Origin of the sequence: Vibrio aquimaris, assembly GCF_009363415.1 — a bacterium.
Classification (GTDB): Bacteria; Pseudomonadota; Gammaproteobacteria; order Enterobacterales; family Vibrionaceae; genus Vibrio; species Vibrio aquimaris.
Genome location: NZ_CP045351.1, coordinates 1,089,352 through 1,109,984, shown reverse-complemented (window position 1 = coordinate 1,109,984; position 20,633 = coordinate 1,089,352). Strand labels below are relative to the sequence as shown.

The 20,633-nt window shown below is 40.1% G+C and carries 22 protein-coding genes and 2 pseudogenes; 14 read left to right on the top strand and 10 right to left on the bottom strand.

Annotated elements, in window-relative coordinates; genetic code table 11:
• Nucleotides 1–30 precede the first annotated feature (30 nt).
• A complete protein-coding gene (locus FIV01_RS19410; RefSeq protein WP_152432589.1) occupies nucleotides 31–3,084 on the bottom strand; it encodes a non-ribosomal peptide synthetase in 3,054 nt (1,017 codons plus the stop codon).
• A 356-nt stretch (nucleotides 3,085–3,440) separates the two neighbouring features.
• Here FIV01_RS19410 and FIV01_RS19405 point away from each other — a divergent pair, with 356 nt between their 5' ends.
• The 10 genes from FIV01_RS19405 to FIV01_RS19360 all read left to right on the top strand — a co-directional run bounded on the left by FIV01_RS19405 (nucleotide 3,441) and on the right by FIV01_RS19360 (nucleotide 11,622).
• The gene (locus FIV01_RS19405) at nucleotides 3,441–4,454 is read left to right on the top strand and encodes a methyltransferase (protein ID WP_152432588.1); all 1,014 of its coding nucleotides are present in this window, start codon (nucleotides 3,441–3,443) and stop codon (nucleotides 4,452–4,454) included.
• A 304-nt stretch (nucleotides 4,455–4,758) separates the two neighbouring features.
• Entirely contained in the window at nucleotides 4,759–6,546 is a 1,788-nt protein-coding gene (locus FIV01_RS19400; RefSeq protein WP_152432587.1) for a M28 family peptidase, read from the top strand.
• Between the two features lie 103 nt (nucleotides 6,547–6,649).
• On the top strand, nucleotides 6,650–6,826 hold the full coding sequence (locus FIV01_RS19395) for a DUF6435 family protein (RefSeq protein WP_114783897.1): 177 nt from the start codon (nucleotides 6,650–6,652) through the stop codon (nucleotides 6,824–6,826).
• Nucleotides 6,827–6,931: 105 nt separating this feature from the next.
• A complete protein-coding gene (locus tag FIV01_RS19390; RefSeq protein WP_152432586.1) occupies nucleotides 6,932–7,384 on the top strand; it encodes a hypothetical protein in 453 nt (150 codons plus the stop codon).
• Nucleotides 7,385–7,433: 49 nt separating this feature from the next.
• Entirely contained in the window at nucleotides 7,434–7,766 is a 333-nt protein-coding gene (locus FIV01_RS19385) for a DUF4286 family protein (protein ID WP_152432585.1), read from the top strand.
• 97 nt (nucleotides 7,767–7,863) lie between these two features.
• Entirely contained in the window at nucleotides 7,864–8,601 is a 738-nt protein-coding gene (locus FIV01_RS19380) for a transporter substrate-binding domain-containing protein (RefSeq protein WP_152432584.1), read from the top strand.
• 373 nt (nucleotides 8,602–8,974) lie between these two features.
• Nucleotides 8,975–9,604: a hypothetical protein gene (locus FIV01_RS19375; RefSeq protein WP_152432583.1), complete on the top strand. Its 630-nt coding sequence runs from the start codon at nucleotides 8,975–8,977 to the stop codon at nucleotides 9,602–9,604.
• Between the two features lie 312 nt (nucleotides 9,605–9,916).
• A complete protein-coding gene (locus tag FIV01_RS19370; RefSeq protein ID WP_152432582.1) occupies nucleotides 9,917–10,225 on the top strand; it encodes a hypothetical protein in 309 nt (102 codons plus the stop codon).
• 309 nt (nucleotides 10,226–10,534) lie between these two features.
• Nucleotides 10,535–10,987 carry a RebB family R body protein gene (locus FIV01_RS20835; RefSeq protein WP_246210493.1) on the top strand — a complete coding sequence of 151 codons (453 nt, stop codon included), beginning with the start codon at nucleotides 10,535–10,537 and terminating at the stop codon, nucleotides 10,985–10,987.
• 278 nt (nucleotides 10,988–11,265) lie between these two features.
• Entirely contained in the window at nucleotides 11,266–11,622 is a 357-nt protein-coding gene (locus tag FIV01_RS19360; protein ID WP_152432581.1) for a hypothetical protein, read from the top strand.
• A gap of 116 nt (nucleotides 11,623–11,738) precedes the next feature.
• On the opposite strand, the pseudogene FIV01_RS19355 reads toward FIV01_RS19360, so the two are convergent.
• Nucleotides 11,739–12,123: pseudogene (locus FIV01_RS19355) on the bottom strand (DoxX family protein); the annotation flags it as partial.
• A gap of 253 nt (nucleotides 12,124–12,376) precedes the next feature.
• On the opposite strand from FIV01_RS19355, the gene FIV01_RS19350 reads away from it, so the two are divergent.
• The gene (locus FIV01_RS19350) at nucleotides 12,377–13,288 is read left to right on the top strand and encodes a substrate-binding domain-containing protein (RefSeq protein ID WP_172971882.1); all 912 of its coding nucleotides are present in this window, start codon (nucleotides 12,377–12,379) and stop codon (nucleotides 13,286–13,288) included.
• A gap of 72 nt (nucleotides 13,289–13,360) precedes the next feature.
• Here FIV01_RS19350 and FIV01_RS19345 read toward each other — a convergent pair whose 3' ends face one another.
• The 3 genes from FIV01_RS19345 to FIV01_RS19335 form a co-directional block, all read right to left on the bottom strand.
• A complete protein-coding gene (locus FIV01_RS19345) occupies nucleotides 13,361–13,852 on the bottom strand; it encodes a GNAT family N-acetyltransferase (protein WP_152432579.1) in 492 nt (163 codons plus the stop codon).
• A 386-nt stretch (nucleotides 13,853–14,238) separates the two neighbouring features.
• Nucleotides 14,239–14,571, bottom strand: a complete 333-nt coding sequence (locus FIV01_RS19340; protein WP_152432578.1) for an AzlD domain-containing protein — start codon at nucleotides 14,569–14,571, stop codon at nucleotides 14,239–14,241.
• Entirely contained in the window at nucleotides 14,561–15,268 is a 708-nt protein-coding gene (locus FIV01_RS19335) for an AzlC family ABC transporter permease (RefSeq protein WP_246210491.1), read from the bottom strand. Before FIV01_RS19335 ends, FIV01_RS19340 begins: the two co-directional genes overlap by 11 nt.
• A 312-nt stretch (nucleotides 15,269–15,580) precedes the next feature.
• On the opposite strand from FIV01_RS19335, the pseudogene FIV01_RS19330 reads away from it, so the two are divergent.
• The 3 genes and pseudogenes from FIV01_RS19330 to FIV01_RS19320 all read left to right on the top strand — a co-directional run.
• Nucleotides 15,581–15,950: pseudogene (locus FIV01_RS19330) on the top strand (transposase); the annotation flags it as partial.
• Between the two features lie 173 nt (nucleotides 15,951–16,123).
• Complete coding sequence (locus FIV01_RS19325; RefSeq protein WP_000557295.1) at nucleotides 16,124–16,366, top strand: type II toxin-antitoxin system Phd/YefM family antitoxin; 243 nt, start codon at nucleotides 16,124–16,126, stop codon at nucleotides 16,364–16,366.
• A gap of 6 nt (nucleotides 16,367–16,372) precedes the next feature.
• Nucleotides 16,373–16,669 (top strand): type II toxin-antitoxin system RelE/ParE family toxin, encoded by a 297-nt coding sequence (locus FIV01_RS19320; protein WP_152432577.1) that lies wholly within the window; start codon nucleotides 16,373–16,375, stop codon nucleotides 16,667–16,669.
• A gap of 723 nt (nucleotides 16,670–17,392) precedes the next feature.
• Here FIV01_RS19320 and FIV01_RS19315 read toward each other — a convergent pair.
• The 5 genes from FIV01_RS19315 to FIV01_RS19295 form a co-directional block, all read right to left on the bottom strand.
• Nucleotides 17,393–17,653 (bottom strand): DUF5062 family protein, encoded by a 261-nt coding sequence (locus FIV01_RS19315; protein WP_152432576.1) that lies wholly within the window; start codon nucleotides 17,651–17,653, stop codon nucleotides 17,393–17,395.
• A gap of 637 nt (nucleotides 17,654–18,290) precedes the next feature.
• Nucleotides 18,291–18,557: a 2Fe-2S iron-sulfur cluster-binding protein gene (locus tag FIV01_RS19310; protein WP_246210489.1), complete on the bottom strand. Its 267-nt coding sequence runs from the start codon at nucleotides 18,555–18,557 to the stop codon at nucleotides 18,291–18,293.
• A complete protein-coding gene (locus FIV01_RS19305) occupies nucleotides 18,550–19,227 on the bottom strand; it encodes an iron-containing redox enzyme family protein (RefSeq protein ID WP_152432574.1) in 678 nt (225 codons plus the stop codon). Before FIV01_RS19305 ends, FIV01_RS19310 begins: the two co-directional genes overlap by 8 nt.
• A gap of 10 nt (nucleotides 19,228–19,237) precedes the next feature.
• Nucleotides 19,238–19,630, bottom strand: coding sequence for a nuclear transport factor 2 family protein (locus tag FIV01_RS19300; protein WP_172971881.1), 393 nt, complete (start codon nucleotides 19,628–19,630; stop codon nucleotides 19,238–19,240).
• 4 nt (nucleotides 19,631–19,634) lie between these two features.
• Nucleotides 19,635–20,357: a hypothetical protein gene (locus tag FIV01_RS19295; protein ID WP_152432572.1), complete on the bottom strand. Its 723-nt coding sequence runs from the start codon at nucleotides 20,355–20,357 to the stop codon at nucleotides 19,635–19,637.
• Between the last annotated feature and the right edge of the window lie 276 nt (nucleotides 20,358–20,633).

The window sequence follows — 20,633 nt, the reverse complement described above, 5'->3', positions numbered from 1 at the left end:
TGATCTTTCATTGGTCAAACAAACTCAGAATCACAAAGATAGTGTCTCGGATATCATGGCTAAATATTGCTCAGCAAAGAGCATGATTTGCTGCTTGGTGAAGGCAGAGGCTTCAAAGTCAAAGCTCAAACGTAATCTCTCACCATCATCGACAGTCAGTGCTAAATCGCATCGTGCAGATGGTTCTACTATGTGCTGGACCGTCATTTGACATTGCGCCACATTTTGTGTCGTAGGCATTGAAGATAAATAGTTAAATGTAATTGGAAAACGCAGCTTATCTAACCAAGCGTGACGTCGCATTTCATCCACAAGCAATTGATAAGAAACAGATTGATTGTCCAAAAGCGAATACACTGCCTTGCTGCTTGACTGTATTAGCGCCAGCCTGTTGTCAGCATCAGAGACGGGCTGAAAATAAGTCACCATATTAACGAAGCAGCCAATTTGATCATCATTTTGAAGTAATGACCGACTCGATGTAGGCAGGCCTATCGTCACATTCCTATATCTAGTTTCTCGGTTTAACGTAAGATTAAACAGCGTGAGAAGTAACACATATGTGGTGGTGTTATGTTTGCGGGCAAACGCTTTAATTTGCTGAGTAAATATGTCAGACAATTCTATCTGGTAACCATCTGGAGTCGGGTAATCTTTCACTGCGTGTAAAGAAGCGTCCGCGCCCTGATGTAAATATCGCTGCAAAGTTGAAAGCCAAAAGTGAATCTGACTTTCTTGCTCAACCACAGCGCCTTTATGGCGAGCCAAGTTGAGATTGTGAGCACTCTTACTTGAGAAGCTCAGATCGCCAACCGAATAAGCTTGATAGGCTTGTTTGAACTGGTTAAAAAACAGCGCAATTGACTCATGATCAAACACAGCATGATGGACCCGAACCAGCACCACATATTGACTATCTTGGTGACTAAGCAAGGTCACATTGATAGCAGGAGTGGTATCAATATCAATCACAGACATATCGGCCATTGCCAACCATTCTTGCTGAGAATAATCCACCAAAGGTTTATCTATGTTCGCTAGCTTGTGATGTTGAATATTAAATTTTTCAAGCGCATAGCCACCTTGCTTAGCAGTAAAATCATCAAGATTGAAACGAGATCGCAGTACTGGGTTGTTATCCAAAACCTTATTTATTGACCATAGGATAGCGTCTTCATTGACTTGACCTTCAAGCAAAACACTAAATGCAGGCTGATAAGCGACAGGGTTAGCACTGGTTTGCTCCAAAGTAACAAAGTACGCTTGTGATGGAGAAAGTACGCTAAATGTATCTTGTGAATCCTCCGCTTTGGGTTGAGAAATCGAGTCTGATTCTATGCCGTCTGTGAGGTAATAGGGAATAATTGCAGCAAGCTGACTTGGCGTGGCATTGTGCATCACAAGATCAAAATCAAGGTCACTGTACAAACGACGGCGGATCATGTTTCTGGCTCTCATCGCCTGCAATGAATTCCCCCCTAAGGCGAAAAAGTCATCATCCACACCAAGTCCCTTGAGACCTAATACCTCTTGCCAGATATCGACCAAATCTTGTTCTAGATCGTTTGAGGGAGCACGGTAGTCACGCTTAAGATCAGGCCGAGACGAGGCAGGCTTTGGCAATCGCGCATTATCAAGCTTTCCATTCGGTAGCTTTGGAAAACTGTCTAGGTAGACAAATTGGGCTGGAGTCATCACTGGCGAAAAATAGTCACTAACATAAGCTCTGAGATCCCAAGCAGTAGGCTTAGCACTGGTAACCAAATAGGCGATAAGCTCTTCGTCTACCATTTTAACCATCGCATCTTGAACACTGGGATGAGAACGTAAACAGACCTCAATATCACCTAGCTCAATTCTTACGCCGCACAACTTGACCTGACGGTCCTTTCGGCCAAGGTAGACCATGTTACCCTCGGCATCGAATTGACCTAAGTCACCGGTTTTATGGGCCGACAAGCCCTGATGGATAAAGAATCGATCTTCGCTTAGCTGTGGAAGGTTCGCATAGCAACGAGCAACGCCAGGTCCTGCAATACAAATCTCTCCAATTGCCTCACCCTCAATTTGCATACCATTGTCATCGAGTAGAATAAATTCACTGCCCGACATCGCCTTACCTATTGTGATGGGCGACTCTGGCTGTAATTCAATAAAGGAGCAATTGGCGACGGTTTCGGTTGGTCCATAGAGGTTGAATACTCTGATATTGTCTATTTCAGCAAAAGTGCGCTGCTTGAGATCTTCTGCCACTGCTTCACCTGATAAAAAGACCGTATCAGGAAAGCTCACCGTAGGATCGATCAAGTGTTTGTAGTTAAGTAACTCCTTCCAAAGAGTCGGTACACAGTAAATCGCCGTGTTTGCATGAGCTGCAAACCACTCAAATAGGAATTTTGGGTTATTCAGTGAACCTTCTGGCAAGATATGCAGCGTATCACCACGCGCGAGTGGCGAGAATAATTGGGTCACAGCGGCAGCGAAGCTTAGTGATGACGTCAAAGGCAGTTGCGCCTTAGTCTGTGACCATACATGGGTGTTAAACCAGTCAATGTAATAAGCTAAATGGCGATGCTCAACTTCTACGCCTTTGGGCCTGCCCGTCGAGCCTGAAGTATACAAGGTGTAAGCAAGCTGTGACCCATCTATCTCTGGATACTCAGTATTGACAGCGTGTGCACTCCAATCGATATCGTCCATATCAAGAACTATCGATTGGTTTAACTGAAGTTTGGATTTTTGATAAGAGGTTTTATTGGTTAGAACAAGAAAGGATTGCGAGTCATCAATTATCTGCGCGATCCTCTGAACTGGCTGAAACGAGGAAAGTGGCACATAGCTATGGCCCGCTTTCATAATACCTAATATCGCAATAGGTAAATCAAGACTGGGCTCTATATAAAGCGCAATTTTACCTGCTTTTTGATGGTGATATCGTTCACGTAAATAGCCAGCTAATTGATCCGATTTTTCTTCTAGCTCAGCAAAAGTTAAATAGCTGTCTTTATATATAACGGCAACCTTATCAGGAATAAGTGATGAATAATCTGAGATGGTTTTAAATATTGAATTTAGATTTATCATGCTACTCACCTCTCATAAAATACAGTTATAACTTTATACAAGCCACAATATTTGCATTGGGAATACTTAGAAAGATAATCTTTGAAACTTAGGATTTATTTAAGGAAATCAATTGATGTTTGTTTAATAATTGGAGTTGGTTATTTATAGAAAATAAATATCATTGCTTTCATGATATTGAATTAACATAAAAAACATTAAGACATTTCTCTGATAGTAATTTTACTGTTTTCTTACAAAGAAAATAATTGAGTTATCTATATATCGATTATCGACAAGAGATTACACATCTTAATTAAATATTAAGAAAGGTTAACTAGCTTGCTGCATAACAACTGACAAATAATGGTGGTGTTATGAATAATGCAGAATCAGCAAAAAAGTTATCAGAAATAATGATGATGCCTCTCGCAGCCAAGACGCTCTCTACTCTCGCTGAGTTAGGTGTCGCCGACTTGCTTAAAGAGGTACCTTTAGAAATCGATGCACTGGCACAAGCCTGCAATGCTGACCAAACCATCTTGCTCAATATGTTTAAAGTGGTTGAGCTATTGGGTTTTTTCTCGATAGACCAAGGAAACATTGTCAAAAATAGTCCAAGCTCAGAGCTACTCATATCCGATCATCCTCAATCAATGCGCCATTTTTGCATGCTATTTGGTGACGAATATTATCGCGGCTATGAAGGTTTGCATCACACATGCAAAACTGGTCAGTCTGGGTTTAAGCATGTTTTTGATAAAACCTTGTACCAATATTTGGATGAAACGCCAACCAGAGCTTCAGTATATGATTTAGCAATGCGCGACTTCTCAAGACCCGTTGGCACTTTGTTAGCAAATGTCTGCGCCGAACTATTTGACCAAGCGAAACGTGTTATTGATATCGGTGGAGGAAGTGGCGTCATCTCAATGGAGCTGGTTAAACACCATCAACACCTGACCGCATGCATCTTTGACAGACAAGATGTCTGCCAGCGAAGCTCTGAGTCTCTGCCAGAGAACATCAAAGATCGCATCCAAACTTGCACAGGTGATTTCTTTGCTGATATTCCAGAAGACTATGATGTGTATGTATTGAAAAACGTATTGCACAATTGGAACCCACGGTCGTGTCAAAAAATTCTTAATAACATTAGTCAATCGCTAAAAAACAGCAGGCTATTAGTAATAGAACCTCTGGTTGAGCCAGAAGAAAACTCACCTCGATTGCTTTTTAATGCCTTGTTTCAATCTGTCATCTGCGAAGATGGTACCTATCAAAGATGCTTTACCGATCTTGAAGAGTTATTTAGCGAAAGTAAATTAAAAGTGGTTAAGACTCAAAAGCTACCAACAGGTCATACCGTTATAGAATTAATAAAGACTTAGTAATTAAATATTTCATAGGGGGTACATCCCCCTTGATAAATTAATATCAAATCACATTTAAATGTAATAAATAGATTTATCCCTTTCTTAATATTATTATTCCTGCCATCCTTAAAAACATAAACATCAAGATAAATATGTGACGTAAAGCGCATAAAAATATTAGTCTTCGTCTCTCTTTTCATTTTTATGACCATTATTTATTGATACGCATTCACATTCATAAATATTTACAAGTATTAGTCTTCTTACTATCTGAATTTTTGATTAAAGATAAAACGGATTGTTTAAAAAGGAGTCAAAAATGCAGGTAAGCATAACAAGCAAAAGATCCATTCTCGCAACAGTGATCAGTACAAGCATGCTGACAGGGTGTTTCTGGGATGATCCTCGTCGCGGCGCGAATTACGTCAGTGATAGTGTGGATAAAGAGCAGTTAATTGGCCACCTAGTCACTCTTGAAGGCTTGGCATCCAAAACCACTGACGGAAAATCCATTACCAGAGCGGCTGGTACTATGGGGTATCAGAACTCGACTGAGTTTATCGTCGCAACAATGAAAGAGCGTGGCTTTATTGTCACCATCCAAGAATTCGATTTCAGGGCATGGGAAGAGCTTGCTGGAACCACAGCCACAGTAGACGGTAAAGACTTAATCAGCAAAAAAGAAGCGCCCGATGACGTGGAACCTGACTTTGCTTTGATGTCATATTCAGGAAAAACGGACGGTGAGCTTAATGGCGAGCTTGCCTTTGTCACCCCTGACTTTAGGTTCAATGAACCCGATTATGACAGCACAGACGGTTGTGAGGCTTCTGACTTTGAAGGTAAAGATCTCAACGGAAAAATCGCGGTTATTCAACGTGGTGGATGTGCCTTTGATACCAAAGCCTTTAATGCCCAAAACGCAGGCGCAAAGGCGCTAATCGTGTTTAACCAAGGCAATAATGAAGGACGAAAATCCGTGGTGAGCGGCACCTTGGGCAGCACAACCCAAGTTGTTATTCCAGCCATAGGTGCACGCTTTGAACTTGGATACGACTGGTACGTTAAGAGCCAATCTGAGACAGTATTGGCAAACCTAACGGTCAATACTCAAGATGAAGATGTGGTCACACAAAACATTTTGGCCGAAACCCCGATTGGTAACCCAGAGCAGGTCGTTATGCTCGGCGCCCACCTTGATTCGGTTCCTGAAGGCCCGGGGATCAACGACAACGGCTCAGGCAGCGCGGGATTACTTGAATATGCGGTTACTTTATCTGAGCTAGAAGTGCCTGTGAAAAACAAGGTTCGCTTTGCTTGGTGGGCCGCTGAAGAAGCGGGGCTTGTGGGGTCTGAATATTACACAGAAAACTTGTTTGCACCGATTTATGACAAGGCCCAGCAGCAAATCCTTGATGAACTTGGCCTAAAAGATCCAAGCGAGTTAACCCCAGAACAAGTGGATTTAGTCGAAGCCAGATACACGCAAATCAACCGGGTTAAAATGTACCTAAACTTCGATATGATAGGCTCGCCTAACTATATCTATGGAGTGATGGATGGCGACTTATCCGATACCAAAGACAGCCCAGATAACGCCTATAAGGGAGATTTTAAACCTCCTTATGGCACCTCAGATATCGAGTCTATCTTCAATGAATTTTTCACTGAAAGGGAAGAATCAACCATACCTCAAGCTTTGTCAAAGCGTTCAGACTATGCTGGTTTTGCCGATTGGGGGATTGCATTTGGCGGCCTATTTACCGGCGCTGAAAAAGTAAAAACCGCTGAAGAAGTCGAAAAGTATGGTGGTGAAGCGGGTGTTTCTTACGATAAATGCTATCACCAAGCCTGTGATGATGTTAATAACATCAACCAATCGGCGATTTACAAAAATACTCAAGCCATGGCTTATGCCACCACCTATTACGCGTTAAGCGAGCAGCTGTTCCCTGATAAAGAGAATCAAACTCAGCCACAAGCAATGGTAAGCTCACTCACATCGCAACCTACGGAAAAACTGCGCATTGGCGAGAAGCTCAAAGCGGCCGAAAGCGTGTCTGATCATGATCACTTCCATGGTGATTTTGATCAAGACAGCCAATAGCGCGGATATAAAACCGACAAAAAGCTCCCGATTGGGAGCTTTTCTTTGAGCTCTTTTCCCTCCTTGAACGTACACATAAGTTCATACCTCAAAGGAGCTATCCATGTTTTCTTTTTTTAAGAACAGACCCGCGCAAAAACTCAAAAAACGTCACTCAATGTTGCTAGAGCAAGCGATGCACGCGCAAAGAAATGGTGACATAAGAACCTACTCTAGACTTACCGCCGAGGCTGAAGAAGTGTTCAATCAAATTCAGGAATTAAGTACCTCAAAAACATAGCCTTTCCAACTCATAGAGAAACGTTTCTGGACAACCGTCTTTTATTGACTCGAAGGCGGCCAACCATTATTTTCTTCTTGTAAGAGACTGAATATCGGATGATTTATGAGTATCACTACAGAAATTAACCATAGGATAAAGTTGGATGAAGTATACCTTTCTTTGAAACTCACCAGTGGAGAACAAAGTCAGATCATCTCCAATATGCCTTGCGCTTACAAAGACATCTATTACCAAAATCAGTATCATAAAATCGATGATACTTTTGATTTTACGGAGCAAAACGCTGGCCGAGTGTGTTATCCAAATCAATTAGGGGAATATAACTCAAACTACATTCAAATAATGGCAAACCACGGTTACTACAACCTATTTTCATTTTCGTTGAGTCATGAAAACCAATCTATATCATGTATCGTCACCGCTCCATGGAAACCATACGACAATCCACTTCACTTTAATCAACTGAAAGACAAGGTGATGAACTCAGCGAAAACGATAATTCGAGAATTTAGCGATTATCCAGAGTTAGCTGATATAGATTTAACCCTTACTTAAGGTCACCAATACATAACCTTTATTAACCGTAAACGAAAAGGAATTCAACATGATTTTATACGAGGTTAACCTTTCTATTTCTAATGAGATTGCCGATGACTATATGGCATGGCTCAAACCACATATCCAAGCGATGTTAAAATTCGAAGGGTTTATCAAGGCCGAACTATACCAAAATACCGAGCAGGAAGACGACAAGACAAATATCGTTGCTTCCTACTATGTCGACAATGAAGATAACCTTCAAGCCTACATCAATGAGATGTCTGCCGATATGAGAGCAGACGGAATAAAAAGGTTTGGCGATAAATGCGTTGCCACAAGGCGAATATTAAAACTCACTAACACTTATACCAGTGGCGATAACTCTGCCCATATCTAGTCGGTACTCAAATGCTAACCCAGCAGATATAAGCTATCCTCCAAAGAGAAGGTGAATAACTATTGTAAGATGAAAACGTGGTGAGAGGACTGTGGTAATGAGGATAACGCTATCTTATTTAGGCTCTGTGCTATTGCTTATCTGGAGCCAGTTTACTTGGTCAGCCACCTTAAAACTCTCACAAGATTTATGGCCCCCTTACATTATGAATTCAGTGCAAGGCAGCGGTATTGCCCATGATATTGTTGCCGATGCTCTTATCTCTGCTGGTTACGATCTCAAATACTCAGTCAAACCATGGACACGAGTACTAAAAGAAACCAAATCTGGCCAAAGTGACGTGATTATTTCACTGTGGAAAACCGAAGAAAGACAGCAATTTCTCTTATACACCGAACCTTTTATGCGCAATAACATGGTGTTTATTTCACTTAGCGGGAGCAAATTTGAATACGAATCACTCGATAGCTTAAAGGGGAAGAAGGTAGCACTAATTAACGATTACGCCTACGCCAACAACTTGCGCGATTACCCAGACATGACAATCGTCAAAACCTTAGATTTACCCAACAGCTTTCGCTATTTGCTGGCCAAAAAAGCCGATGTGCTTGTCGCCGATGAAGCCGTGGCAAAGTGGACCGCCTATGGGATGAAAATCCCCAAAGGCACCCTTCACTACAGTAAAACCTATTTTGACTCCACTCCATTACATTCTGCCGTGCGCAAAGACCACCCAGAGGCCGAAAAAATCGTCTCGATTCTCAACAACTATTTTAAAAACCACGCTAAGGGCAAATTAGAAGCGCTGCATGTGCTTTATGGGTTAAAGGAATAGCTAAAAATAATAGTTCTGGAGTTTATAGACTTTATTGCTGTAGATAAAATATTGGCAGTGCATGAGTATCTGAGTCTATAACCAACGACATTCATTCGCGAGTTGCTTGATACCTCTTCGTTATTTTGCCTCAATTATGTCTAATTTAAACGGAGTAAGGTTAGTCAGCACAGGTAGAACCAATTTTTTGAAAAAAAAATAGTTATCTAGCCCGCTACTGCCAGATTTTCTCTCAATGTAAAATACCTAAAACCTCACATATTCTCTTATATCAAGATCTTATTCTCTACCAATTCACCTTGATTTCATCTCAGCTTAACCGTAAATTCAATCACTTAGACTCATATGGCCAAGTAACGTAGCGACTAAAATAATGAACCTCTTTCTAGACGCCATTTCCGAAGGCAAATACTGGATAGCGATGACGATTGCCTTCATCTCTATTTTGCTCAACATCCAGAAAGTGACTGAGTATTACTTTTATTTGCGTAAAAATAGGCAGGCCCAAATTTTAGCCGCGCTGCAAGAGCCTTTAGTGTCATCCGAGTTAAAGACTCACTTAAGAAATGAGCTCGATATTGAATATTTTAAGAGCGTGCATGGTGTGCGTTTAAGTACACCTAGGCTAAACGCGCTCTTTGTGCTCAACCAGAGACTAGGCGATAGTGTCGCCTTTCGGCATGTTTTGCGGGCATTTAAGAATACACCCGATATCTCGGGGATAGAGCAATACTCATTTCGTATCAAGGTTAGCTTGTTTGAAACCCTAATGAAGTTGTACAACCTTATCGCTGGCATTGTTATTACTGCTTTAGGCTTTTTGGGCTTTATGTTGTCTATCCATATACTAATAACTGGTGGCGAGCTAAGCACTTATATGACGGGTATCCTACTTATTCCAATAGGCGCTTTTATATTTGATGATGGTGTGGCTTTTGTCTCGGTTCGCCACATTAACCAAGCACTAGAGGATTACGAGCAACAACGCCTTCAGGTTGATTGAATAATGGTTTGAATACGCATATAAGCGTATGAAATAGTGACTAATTTCTCCTTTACATCGCCAAAGTTTTTGATGATATAAATCCAAGTAAATCCCCTTCATCGCTGGGCGTATCACAAATCACGCCGCTTACAATCTTGATGGTTGCTTCTCACCGCATCATCACTCACAGCTTTCGCATAATTTCTCATCCTTTGTTTGTCGAAGATTCTGATTTGTAGCTATGCTGAATTCGAATTTAAATTCATACAAATCAACAATTTATTTGTTGTTTTATCAACTCTACCTAACAAAATAACAAGGTTTAACACTATGAAAATGACAACAACGCTGCTGGCTACACTTCTTTTCGCTTCAACTGGTGCGGTTGCTAACACAGCCCCATTAACAGAAAAAGAAAACCAGTTGATCGAAGCAGCAGCGACTTTGGATATGCGTGGTTGTGCGGTGGCTTCACTTGAAGAGCTGCGTAATCCAGAAAGAAGAGGCGCACTAAATGCGTTATTCCAAAGCATGAATATGGAACTTCAAGGCATCGGCTATGAGTCAATGGGCGCAGACCTACCTAGCTCAGAGCAAATGGCTACGGCTATTTTAGCAATGTGCAAAGCTAAGTATTAATCGCTTAGCCGAATACTTTTCACCAAAAGAGTGGGAATTCTCCCACTCTTTTTTGTTTAGGTATATTTTCCCTGTTTATATGATCAGCTTTTCACCAACCATGAATCACCTAACGTGTCTAAAATTACTCTTCACCCACGAACATACACAGACTCAATTTAATATAACCCTATGGGTTATAAGACACATTGTAATAATGCTCATTTCTTACCGAGCTTTAATAGTTTGTTCCCTCTTGTTTCAATTAACTTTTCTTTACTATGAATAAATCATTACGTAAGTTCTGCACATTACGGATATAGAAAGACTATGAATTGGTTCCTAAAACAAGCAGCGAAGCGCGCAGCCAAACAGGCAGCAAAGAAAGCCGCAAATCAGGTGGCGAAGCAAGCCGCTATGCAAGCAGAGCAAGCAGCGAAAAGGGCAGGACAAGCCGCGCAAGAAGCTGCCATGCAAGCCATTGAGGCCCCAAACATGAATGAATTTACCGAACAGGCTTCGAATGAGTCTTCTTCACCATTTTCTAAACAAGGCACCAAACTCACAGACAGTACCTTTGCCGATACCATTGGCTTGGCAATGCACAATGCGATAAATAATCAGCAGCAATCTCAAGTGACGACGGCCGCCACTGTCGCTAGCACCTGCGCAAGAATTCTCGCCACATCGGTGGGATCAAGCGTTCCGGCACCCAAGGCTAATTCGATGATGGGCAAAGTAAAACCCGATGGACTTGTTCTTCATAATCCCAAAACGCAGTAAGGGTATCTAAACCAATTAATTCGTGCCAGTTATAAACATTCAATAGAGTGATATGTTTATTATCTTGTTGTTAATTTATAAAAAAAAAGTGATGGCAGTTAAACATTAAGGTATTTCATTTATCAGTAATGAAATAGACCTTTTCAGTATAATAATCAAACACTATCATCCGCCTTGCTCCTCAATCAAAAATCTTATTAATCAAAGATTTATTGACCATGCGCGAGCTGAACTTCAAACAAGAAATAACGAATTGAATAATATAAGGTTGGCTGATTATGCAGTTAAAATCTCTATCCCTTGCATCAATATTACTTGTTGCATCAACAAGTGCATCCGCTTCTTTCATTAAATTGCTTAATGATGATGAACAATCTACATACCATCTTTCTAAATATTGTGTGAACGAGCTGTATGAGCTAAAAACAGAATCGCAAGACGCATGGATTGGCCAGTCAGAATATGTTGAATACCACGATGGACTCTATGGATTCAACTACCGTGTATACCACGCGCCAAACTACTTTGAAACAGAAGAGCTTGCTGTTATCAGACTAAACGCTATCCCTGTGCCACCACCAGTACCAGCAGATGCTCCGAGCCACAACTTCACCTGTAGTATCGATAGACGATAGAAACCGATATTCACCTTATCTGACGCACTGGGTATAGACTAAGCGCGTCGGCTGAGTTTAAAAAATCCGCGCAGGATATGGCGCGGATACTTTATTATCCATAAACTAGACGGCTGGCTTAGACGCCTTACGATAGGGTTATCTAACGCCATGTTACCTGCGCCACTGACGGCTAATGAAGCCGAGGCAGCAAGTAACACCAAACCAAACTCGTAGCCATTGTTAGACATAAATAATCCATTTTCGATATGAACACTAAAGATGGCCACCACCATAGTAAAAGCGGTCAGTATTGCCGCTGGACGGGATAAAAGCCCAAGCAGAATAAAAAGCCCATCAAAAAATTCAGCACTGCCCTGTGCCTGCTAAGCCATAACCACCAAACCAACCAAATAATTTCTGTGCTCCGTGCGCCATAAAAATAATGCCGACTGGAATACGCAAAATAAGTGTTTCAAATCCCGAATTTGAAACTGATAACGACTGAAACAGTACTTTCAAAGTTCATTCCTCAACATTTTCAAATAACAACAAACTTATCATTATGACCACTATTGTTGACTTTACTTCAACACTAGTCGCCCATCAGTAAGAATTTAACTCTATATCGATGACTATATTGTTCGAAAAAGCTGAATAAATAACATATACCAACAATAGAAATCATGATGGTGAAGCGTAACTTTTAAAAATTGTTATATAAGACAACTCGACTAATCTTAGAAAGTGTATGTTTTTCAGTTCTAGGACAATAATGATGATGAAGCTATTAACAGTTCTCCCCGTTATACTGGCATTGGCAAGCTTTAGTGTAAAAGCAGAAACTATTGTCGTTGCTGGCTCAACAACAATCAAGCCTATTTTTGATCACCTTAATTACGTACTAAGGCAAGGAAAAATCAGCTTACCCGCTGAAGAAGTGAAATCCATTGATGCAATTAACCAAACTCTGGGGCCAGATCAAATCGCTCAAATCAAGCAACACTTTAATAGCTATGTGTTCAATGTTCGCCCAGGAGGATCTTCAAAAGGGGTAAAAAGTGCCTTCGACAATCAAGTTGACATAGGTATGGCTTCAAGAGCACTAAAAGAGAAAGAGTCCCCCCTAAAGAGCTCGCTCGATGTAGTTAGTATTGGTTCTGACGCACTAGTATTTATGGTTTCTACTACAAATTCCGTTGATAATATTCCTCTTAACTCATTATCCCAAGCCTTCTCTGGGCAGATAAAAACATGTGAAGAATTAGGTACAACAGGTGGAAAAATAAGGCTACTAGGCAAAGGCTCACACCATGGTACTCATGATGTTTTTCTTGCCAAGCTCAACTTGAAAGGAAAAAAACTTGCGCCTATTACCTATTTCGAAGATGAACTAACCATTACAAAATCGATTGCTCAACGTTTTAAAAATGGACTCGCGTTTGGTTCTTTAGGGGCCATACCAAACAACGCACTTGGACAGACTGTCAAACTGGTCTCCGTAGATGGGGTTGCGCCTATGGTTGATGGACAATTTAACTCTCAATACGGTTATGTCAGACCGCTAAACCTAGTGGTCAACAAGTCATCGTCAAACAAGCCGGGGGTTAAAGTTGTTTTGGAGTTTTTCAAGACTGAATCTGGTAAAGCGCTGGTCAAAGCTTATGGTTTTGTCCCCACACCTTAAGTGAGTAAACAATTAGTTTAGCGTGCAATAAGGCATAAGCACAGTGTCTGCTAGAGCAGACACTCCCTGCGTTCAGCTCTTAAATCTCGCCATATGATAAGCAGACGCATATTCGCCATTTCTGTATGCATAAGCGGCAGATTCACCTTCAATAACAAAGCCAAACTTTTTATACAAGCCAATCGCGGCTTGGTTGTCTGTGTATACGGTAAGTTCGATGCGAGATAGGTTTAGCCAGTTGTCTGCCAGATCTATGATGGTTGAGAGCAACTTACTACCCACCCCAAGGCCAGAATAGTCATGTTTGACGCTCATTCCAAATAAGGCAACATGCCTTCGGCGAGGATTGGCGCTGACATGCAGCACTATATGACCAATGATTTCACCGTCTATTAGAGCAACAAATGGATAACAGTTATCGTCAACATTAGTGACTCTCTTTTGCCAAAAATCAGCCGATGGAAAAGGCAGTTGTAGCGTATTACTGTATACATTGGTACATGCGTAAACATCTCTAATTTGCATAGCATCTGAGGCTTGTGAGCGCCTTATTTCAATATCCATACTTCTCCTCAATAAAGATAGGGTCGATTTGGCATCCTTATGAGAAAAATCTAATCTTGATTATTGAGTACTCAGTATCACGCCTAGTTTCTTTAACTCGCTTGAGGCTTCTGCCATTGCTTGACGAAACTCTGGCTTAGCATGCATACCGCAGAGCCCATTAGTCTGCCCGCATCAACATCACTTTGCCAGTGTACAGGAATGGGTATCAAAATAAACAAATGGGCGAGTTCGCATATATTCGAGTTTAGCGGAACGCACAGCCAGCCACAGCCTACCCTAATGAAATAACACATGACATCAGGTGAAAACCTGAGGTGATCGACAGATATATATTCTCTAAACGACCTTATTTATAAAAGTAGAAGTCATCGCTTTTTATCTATCTACAGTGAAGCAAACAACCAGTTGAGAACAGAAAATACCACCATACCACCTGCAACAATCAGTAATGTATTTTTGTATTTTAAGCTCAACAAAACGGTAATAGCGCCAGCATAAAAAAATGGGCTGGTATGCAATGTATCAAGAGAATAACCATGACCTAAAAATACGATTGGTACCCACATGGCAGTCAGTACAGAAGGCGCCGTATACCTAAGAAGCTGCTTGGTTTTACTACCAAGAGAAATCGGCATTGATTTCATAAAAAACAGATATCGACATGAAAATGTGATCAGAGCCATTAAGAAAATAACCCACTCGGTATTAAGCGTCATTTTTTTCTCCATTCGATGTGTAAAAGCCAGTAATCATCCCAAGTATCGTTGCGCCAATAAGAGAATACTCAAATCCTACCATGTCAAAAGCCAGTACAGAAAAGCCACTGACAAGCACCGCAAAAAGAGTCGAACGATCTTTTATGGATGGGATAACAATAGCAATGAATGTGGCAGCGATTGCAAATTCAAGTCCGAGTTCCTCGATATTATCAATACTTGAACCTGCGATTATTCCGCCGAGCGTCGCAAGGTTCCAAACCAAATAAAAGCCCACTCCTGCTGTCATCGCATACACGTAACTGAACGAGCGCGTTTTATCGATATGACTTGTTGAAACAGCAAACATTTCATCGGTAAGAAAAAAAGCGAAAGCCATACGTTTAAACCAAGATAGCTTCATGATATCTGTTTGAAAAACAGCTGAATAAAGTAGATGACGAGAGCCGATAACAAAAGTTGAAGATAGTATGGGCAATGTAGGGCTCATTACACCAAATAGAGAAATACCCGCCAACTGAGCGGCGCCAGCAAACACAAACAGTGACATTGCCTGTGCCTGTATCGGAGAAAGGCCTGCTTGAATCGCCAACGAACCACAAAGTATTCCCCAAGGGATTACTGCTAAACACAATGGGAAAATTGCAACACTGGCTTGATAAATTAACCTAGCTTCACTAGGTAGTTTAAAGTTCAAAATCGATGGCCTCTTTTCTACAAATTATTATGAGAACATATTTATCATACTTATCATTAATATATCTAGGCCAGATAATATAATTAACTACAATATTTCTTATAGACTAAGAGTTAAGACAAAATATCCTTTTCATATTGAACTCAGAGATTGATAGTTTTTTATTTATTCATTCTGGCGTTGTTGCCTAAATCAGTTGAACCTTTTTCGAGTCCTGCGATCTGACCCTTTATGATGGTTCGAGCGGTGACAACATGGGTAAGGCGAAAAAGAAGATAACTAACTGGGCGGAGTACAATAAGGCTTTGTGCAAAAGGGGCTATTCGTCATATAGCCATTGACTCGACTGGCCTCAAAGTCTTTGGTGAGGGTGAGTGGAAGGTGAAGAAACACGGTACCGACAAACGTAGAACATGGCGCAAGTTGCACTTAGCCGTTGATGTAGATACCCATGAAGCCATTAGTGCCGAGGTCAGTCTGGTAAATATTGGTGATAGCGGAGTGGAAATCCGAGACTGGTTATCACTATCGCTCAATATCTGAGACCGCAATGTCTCGATATAAAGGACTAACTAGCGGTAAATTGAGCTTGAGATGTTATAATGCTCAACTGGGTGAAATCATGGCGAATGTCAAAGCGATAAACAAAGTCATAGGGCTAGGCATGCCTGTTCGACGCTAACGATTAACCACATATGGCGTCGTTGACCTTCAAGCTGATTTGATCAACAACGCCATCACTCTTAAATTGTTTAGTTTAGTTTACACTTCACACAAATCGCACGATTTAATCATATTGACCATTTCATGCGAATGACTATAATCTTACTGTGATTCCAGATTTGGAGAGTAATCATGCACACATTAACAGCAAATGATGCCAAACGTAATTTTGGTGAGTTACTTCTGAGCGCTCAACGTGAGCCAGTGAAAATTAGCAAAAATAGCAAAGATGCCGTAGTTGTTATGTCGATTAAGGACTATGAAGAGCTGGAGGCAATGAAAACTGATTACCTGAGACATTGTTTCGAGTCAGCTAAGCAAGACTTAGCTCAAGGCAATGTGGTTGATGGTGAAGACTTTTTAAACGCCTTATAACCCATTATGCAAAAGAATAAATATAAGCTAAGTAAATTAGCACAGACTCATTTACAAAAAATCAAAAACTATACCGTCAACAATTTCTCTGAGATGCAATGGAGAAGCTACAAAGATACCTTACTAACAGGGTTTCAAATGCTTGCTGATAACCCAGCTGTTGGTCGCAATTGCGATGAGATATACCCAAGTGGTTTTTATTTCCCAGTGGGCAAGCATACCGCTTACTTTACAAAAGAAGATGGCTTCATTTTAGTTGTTGCTGTACTCGGTCAATCACAGCTTCCGCAGAACCACCTGTAATTAAGATTTCACCCTAGGATTGGATTTAGGGTGATAATCTTCACTGATAAACTAACGCTTATTAGACGACAAATTGTCGTTTTTCATCCTTCGGTAATGCAGCCGTTTTTATATCAACTCAACTAATAATCAATAATTTATAACACATGAAGGGAAATTAGACTGCAAGATGTCCCCTAATGACGGGAGTGAACAGTTATCAAATTAATCGAATAAGTTTTAGTAGGGTAAATACACGTCCTCTGAATTGAGTAGAGTATTTAATAGTGGACACTTCAAGGTTGTGTCTCACCTTTGTCTATCAACAAAAAGCGGACGCAAGGCATTACGTTTTCCTGTGGTTGTTGAATGTAAAACCCTCAGTAACGCCTTGCTGAATATGAAGTAAGGCTTATTTTAGCTTGGACGAAAATAGTTCTGGGAGTTTTCAAGCACAACCCATTACTGCCAACCATCAGTAAAAGTAATGCGACTTCAGTGGTACGCTCTGCCACTGAAGTAACTAGCTAAATGGTTTTGGGACACATACGTATTTGCCGAGATCGTCGCTAGGACTTCCTTGAACAAAATTGAGCCAGTGACTTTGCGAATTTATTAGATTCAGGAATTGCTGCAGCTATTGAAACATGTCTTACAACTTTTAACGGCCCTCGGTAGCGGGAGCAAGTATTCAAACTCCATCTCCCCTTACTCAATTTATCTTGTATGCAAGTGCTAACGCCTCTATTTTAAAGGATCATCGTCCGGTAAGGCGTTATGAATCCAGAGTGCTAATCTATGTTTGATACTGGCGCCATCAAGTTTGCTCTCTGGCAAGGGGGTAATTTGCTTCGCATCAACCAAAAACAGATAGATGGCTTTTACTTTCAAAGGCTGAGGAGACTGAGGTAAGTCAAAACCTTGCATTTTGGCCATTTTACCACCAATTTCTAACGCTTTTTTGACTAGTTTGTCTTCGTTATGAAGTTTTGATTTTTTTGACATGAAGAAAACCTTTTTTAACAATTGGACTTAGATTACACCAAACCAACAAAAGTGCCTGTTAACAGACTCTCAGATCAAGCGCCAACCCAGCAAGATTTTCCACCGTGAGCCAAATAATAGGTGGATTAACCACATAAATACGTGCACCATCTCATATGCGAAGCAGCTATAGTGATAAAATACATAAAATTTATTGTAACCTTATGTTTAACATAAAAATACGACCCGCTATCATCGAGTCGTATTCATAAAGACAACATCAACCATTAAGAGAGAATACATTGAGAGAAATCGTATTAAAAAATATCCGACAACGGTTTACTCGTCCACTTACTTGAGCATGAAACCATGCATGAAGGCCGTTAATTAGGCACATGTATGCACTAAAACAACAACTACCCGATTCTATAAAGTGGGCGTAAATGCTCACAAGCCGAGCCTCAAATTCCATTTAGCAATCTCAATCAAGCAACTATAAATCATCTTAATTACTATTACTGCGACTTCTGAATTGGGAATAAGCAAAGAATGACAACGGGGTGATGAAATGCTGGGGGAGACAGCGTTCTCGGGCAGTTAGGCATTGGCAACAACATGTCAACCACGTTACCACAAACGGTATATTAATAGATGGCGGCTAGACAAGAATCTCTATATCCTCGGTAGGATAAGAGCAGCAGGGCAATATATAGCCCTGCTCAATATCTTGGTCTGATATGCCACCTTTGTGATCCATAACCACTTGACCTTTGCTAAGTCTGAGCTTGCACACGCCACAACAACCAATACCACAACCTCTTGGTATACGATAGCCAACCTGCTCTAATTGGCCTAGCAAAGAAAGGTCTTGGTTATAAGCACAATCAATCAACTCACCATTCACTTTAATGGTATGTTTAGGCATTATCATTCGACTGCCGTTCAAGATACTGCTCGGCAACATCCTCAAGTATTTTACCCGTAAGATTTAATGTCACTCTCGCCACCTGCTTAATGTTTTCCCTATCGATATCTGATGTCACCCACTTAGTGATCGCCATCTCCACCTCTTTGGCATGTTGGGCATCAATTTCCGCATGGGCAATAAAGAAGGTCATTTGGTCATCTCTCAAGCCCAGCCTGCTTTTGCATACTTCTAACAGCGGCTGCAGATGTTCATAACTATCTTCAGCCCAAAAACTATAGCCAAGGCGAGCTGCGACACCCAATTTCATTGCAACACTATCTAGATATCCACTGAGTGCTGCCGTTGCAGGCAATGGCGGCGACTTGAGAACATCTTCATTGATCCCAAGTGATTTCAAGTCATGAGCCGCCATATTTTCGTGACCTAGTTCCTCCATTGCATGTTTCAAGGCAAAATGGATCAAGCCAATATTCTTATAGCTTTCTGGAAATACCGCCGAAGCTTGATTTAGCGAATTATACTTGGTGTAGTGATACACTTGTACCATAGCAAGAACATAGAGATCTGGACTATCCATTTCCATTGCTAGCTTAAAGAATTGCCCTCGCTTTATTTTACTCCATTCATAATCACATATTTCTTTCAACTCATTTATTAAGTTAGACATTATTCAACCCTTATAGCCCAAATATACGTTTAATCATAAATATGAATATCGATATTCCATTTATTCCTTCAACAGAGTCCCAATGCTCTTTTATTTTATTATTTTTTATTTCATAAATATCTATCGCTTTGTACTTTAGTGTTATACCTAATATTTTAGTCCAATGATTTGCATAGACAAATACATGATCATCGCTTGAAAGTATCTTTTCTATAGAAGCTGAACCATTAGGAAACTTCTTACTATAATTACTAAAGTAATCTATAAATCCATCTCTTCCATTATCAACAAAGTTGCTATTGTTAATATAATTTTCATCCATATATTCTTCACATCTAGAAAAATCTCTATTTATAAAAACATCGGTGTAAAAGTCTTGTACCAAAGCAATATTTTCTTTCATAAAATTAGATACTCTGCTTGTTTTTAACTCTTTCATCCAGAATGTAGATCGCTTCTTCTTCGCTATCAACATCCAAATTCAGACGTTTTATCATGTCTTGAAACATATCTACTTTAAATAGTAAGTAGTTATGATCTCTTTCCTTGATATAGAACTCTAACGTGTCGTTACTAAAGCTAATATTCTTACGGGACATTCTAGGCTTAGTGTACGTAATAGCATTTCGAATACCTGTCGAGAGTATGATGGACGTCGAGGAAACAAGCGCCAAGCAATGCGCGACCATACGACTTCTTATCCCAGGAGTGTTATCAACGACTAATCTAGAATACTCAATATAATCATTTTCCAAACCTTCGCCTAAAAAGGCTGTTATATCATTGTTATTAACATAGTGACCTACTTCAAAAGGATAAAAACGTACTCTTTGACTTGCTGTCATTTTTCCTTCTGAGAAGAAAGAAAATATATACGAGTCTATATCATATTCATCCAAAAATAATTTTTCTTTATATCCATGAAAAACAGATTCATTTTTCTCTGAATAAACTTTCTTTCTTAAATCTGATAATTCCTCCAGATCTAGATTATTCTTTAACAATCTTATTTCTACATCCTTATCTTCAAAAGTACTTTTGACAAAGTAATCTAATCTTTGACACTGATTATTAATTTCATTAAACATAGAATTTTTTAATGAAAAGTCTAACTCAATTTCTGCTCCCATTTAAAATCCTCGTTTCATAGTACTTAATAAATTAATACTAGTTCTTGTTACTTTCATGTCAAACTATAGATCTTAATATTATTTACATTTATTTTTATTTATGATCTTCGCCAAATAAAACAACATATAAAATAATAGATTTATAATGTAATGGTAGATTAATAGCCTGTTTAATTAAATATTTCAAACAATAGCACCAATGAATACTGGTGATCAGAAATAGAGATAGGCAGTACTTTTAAAGCTAAAGGCAATAACAAGCACAGATACTCATAT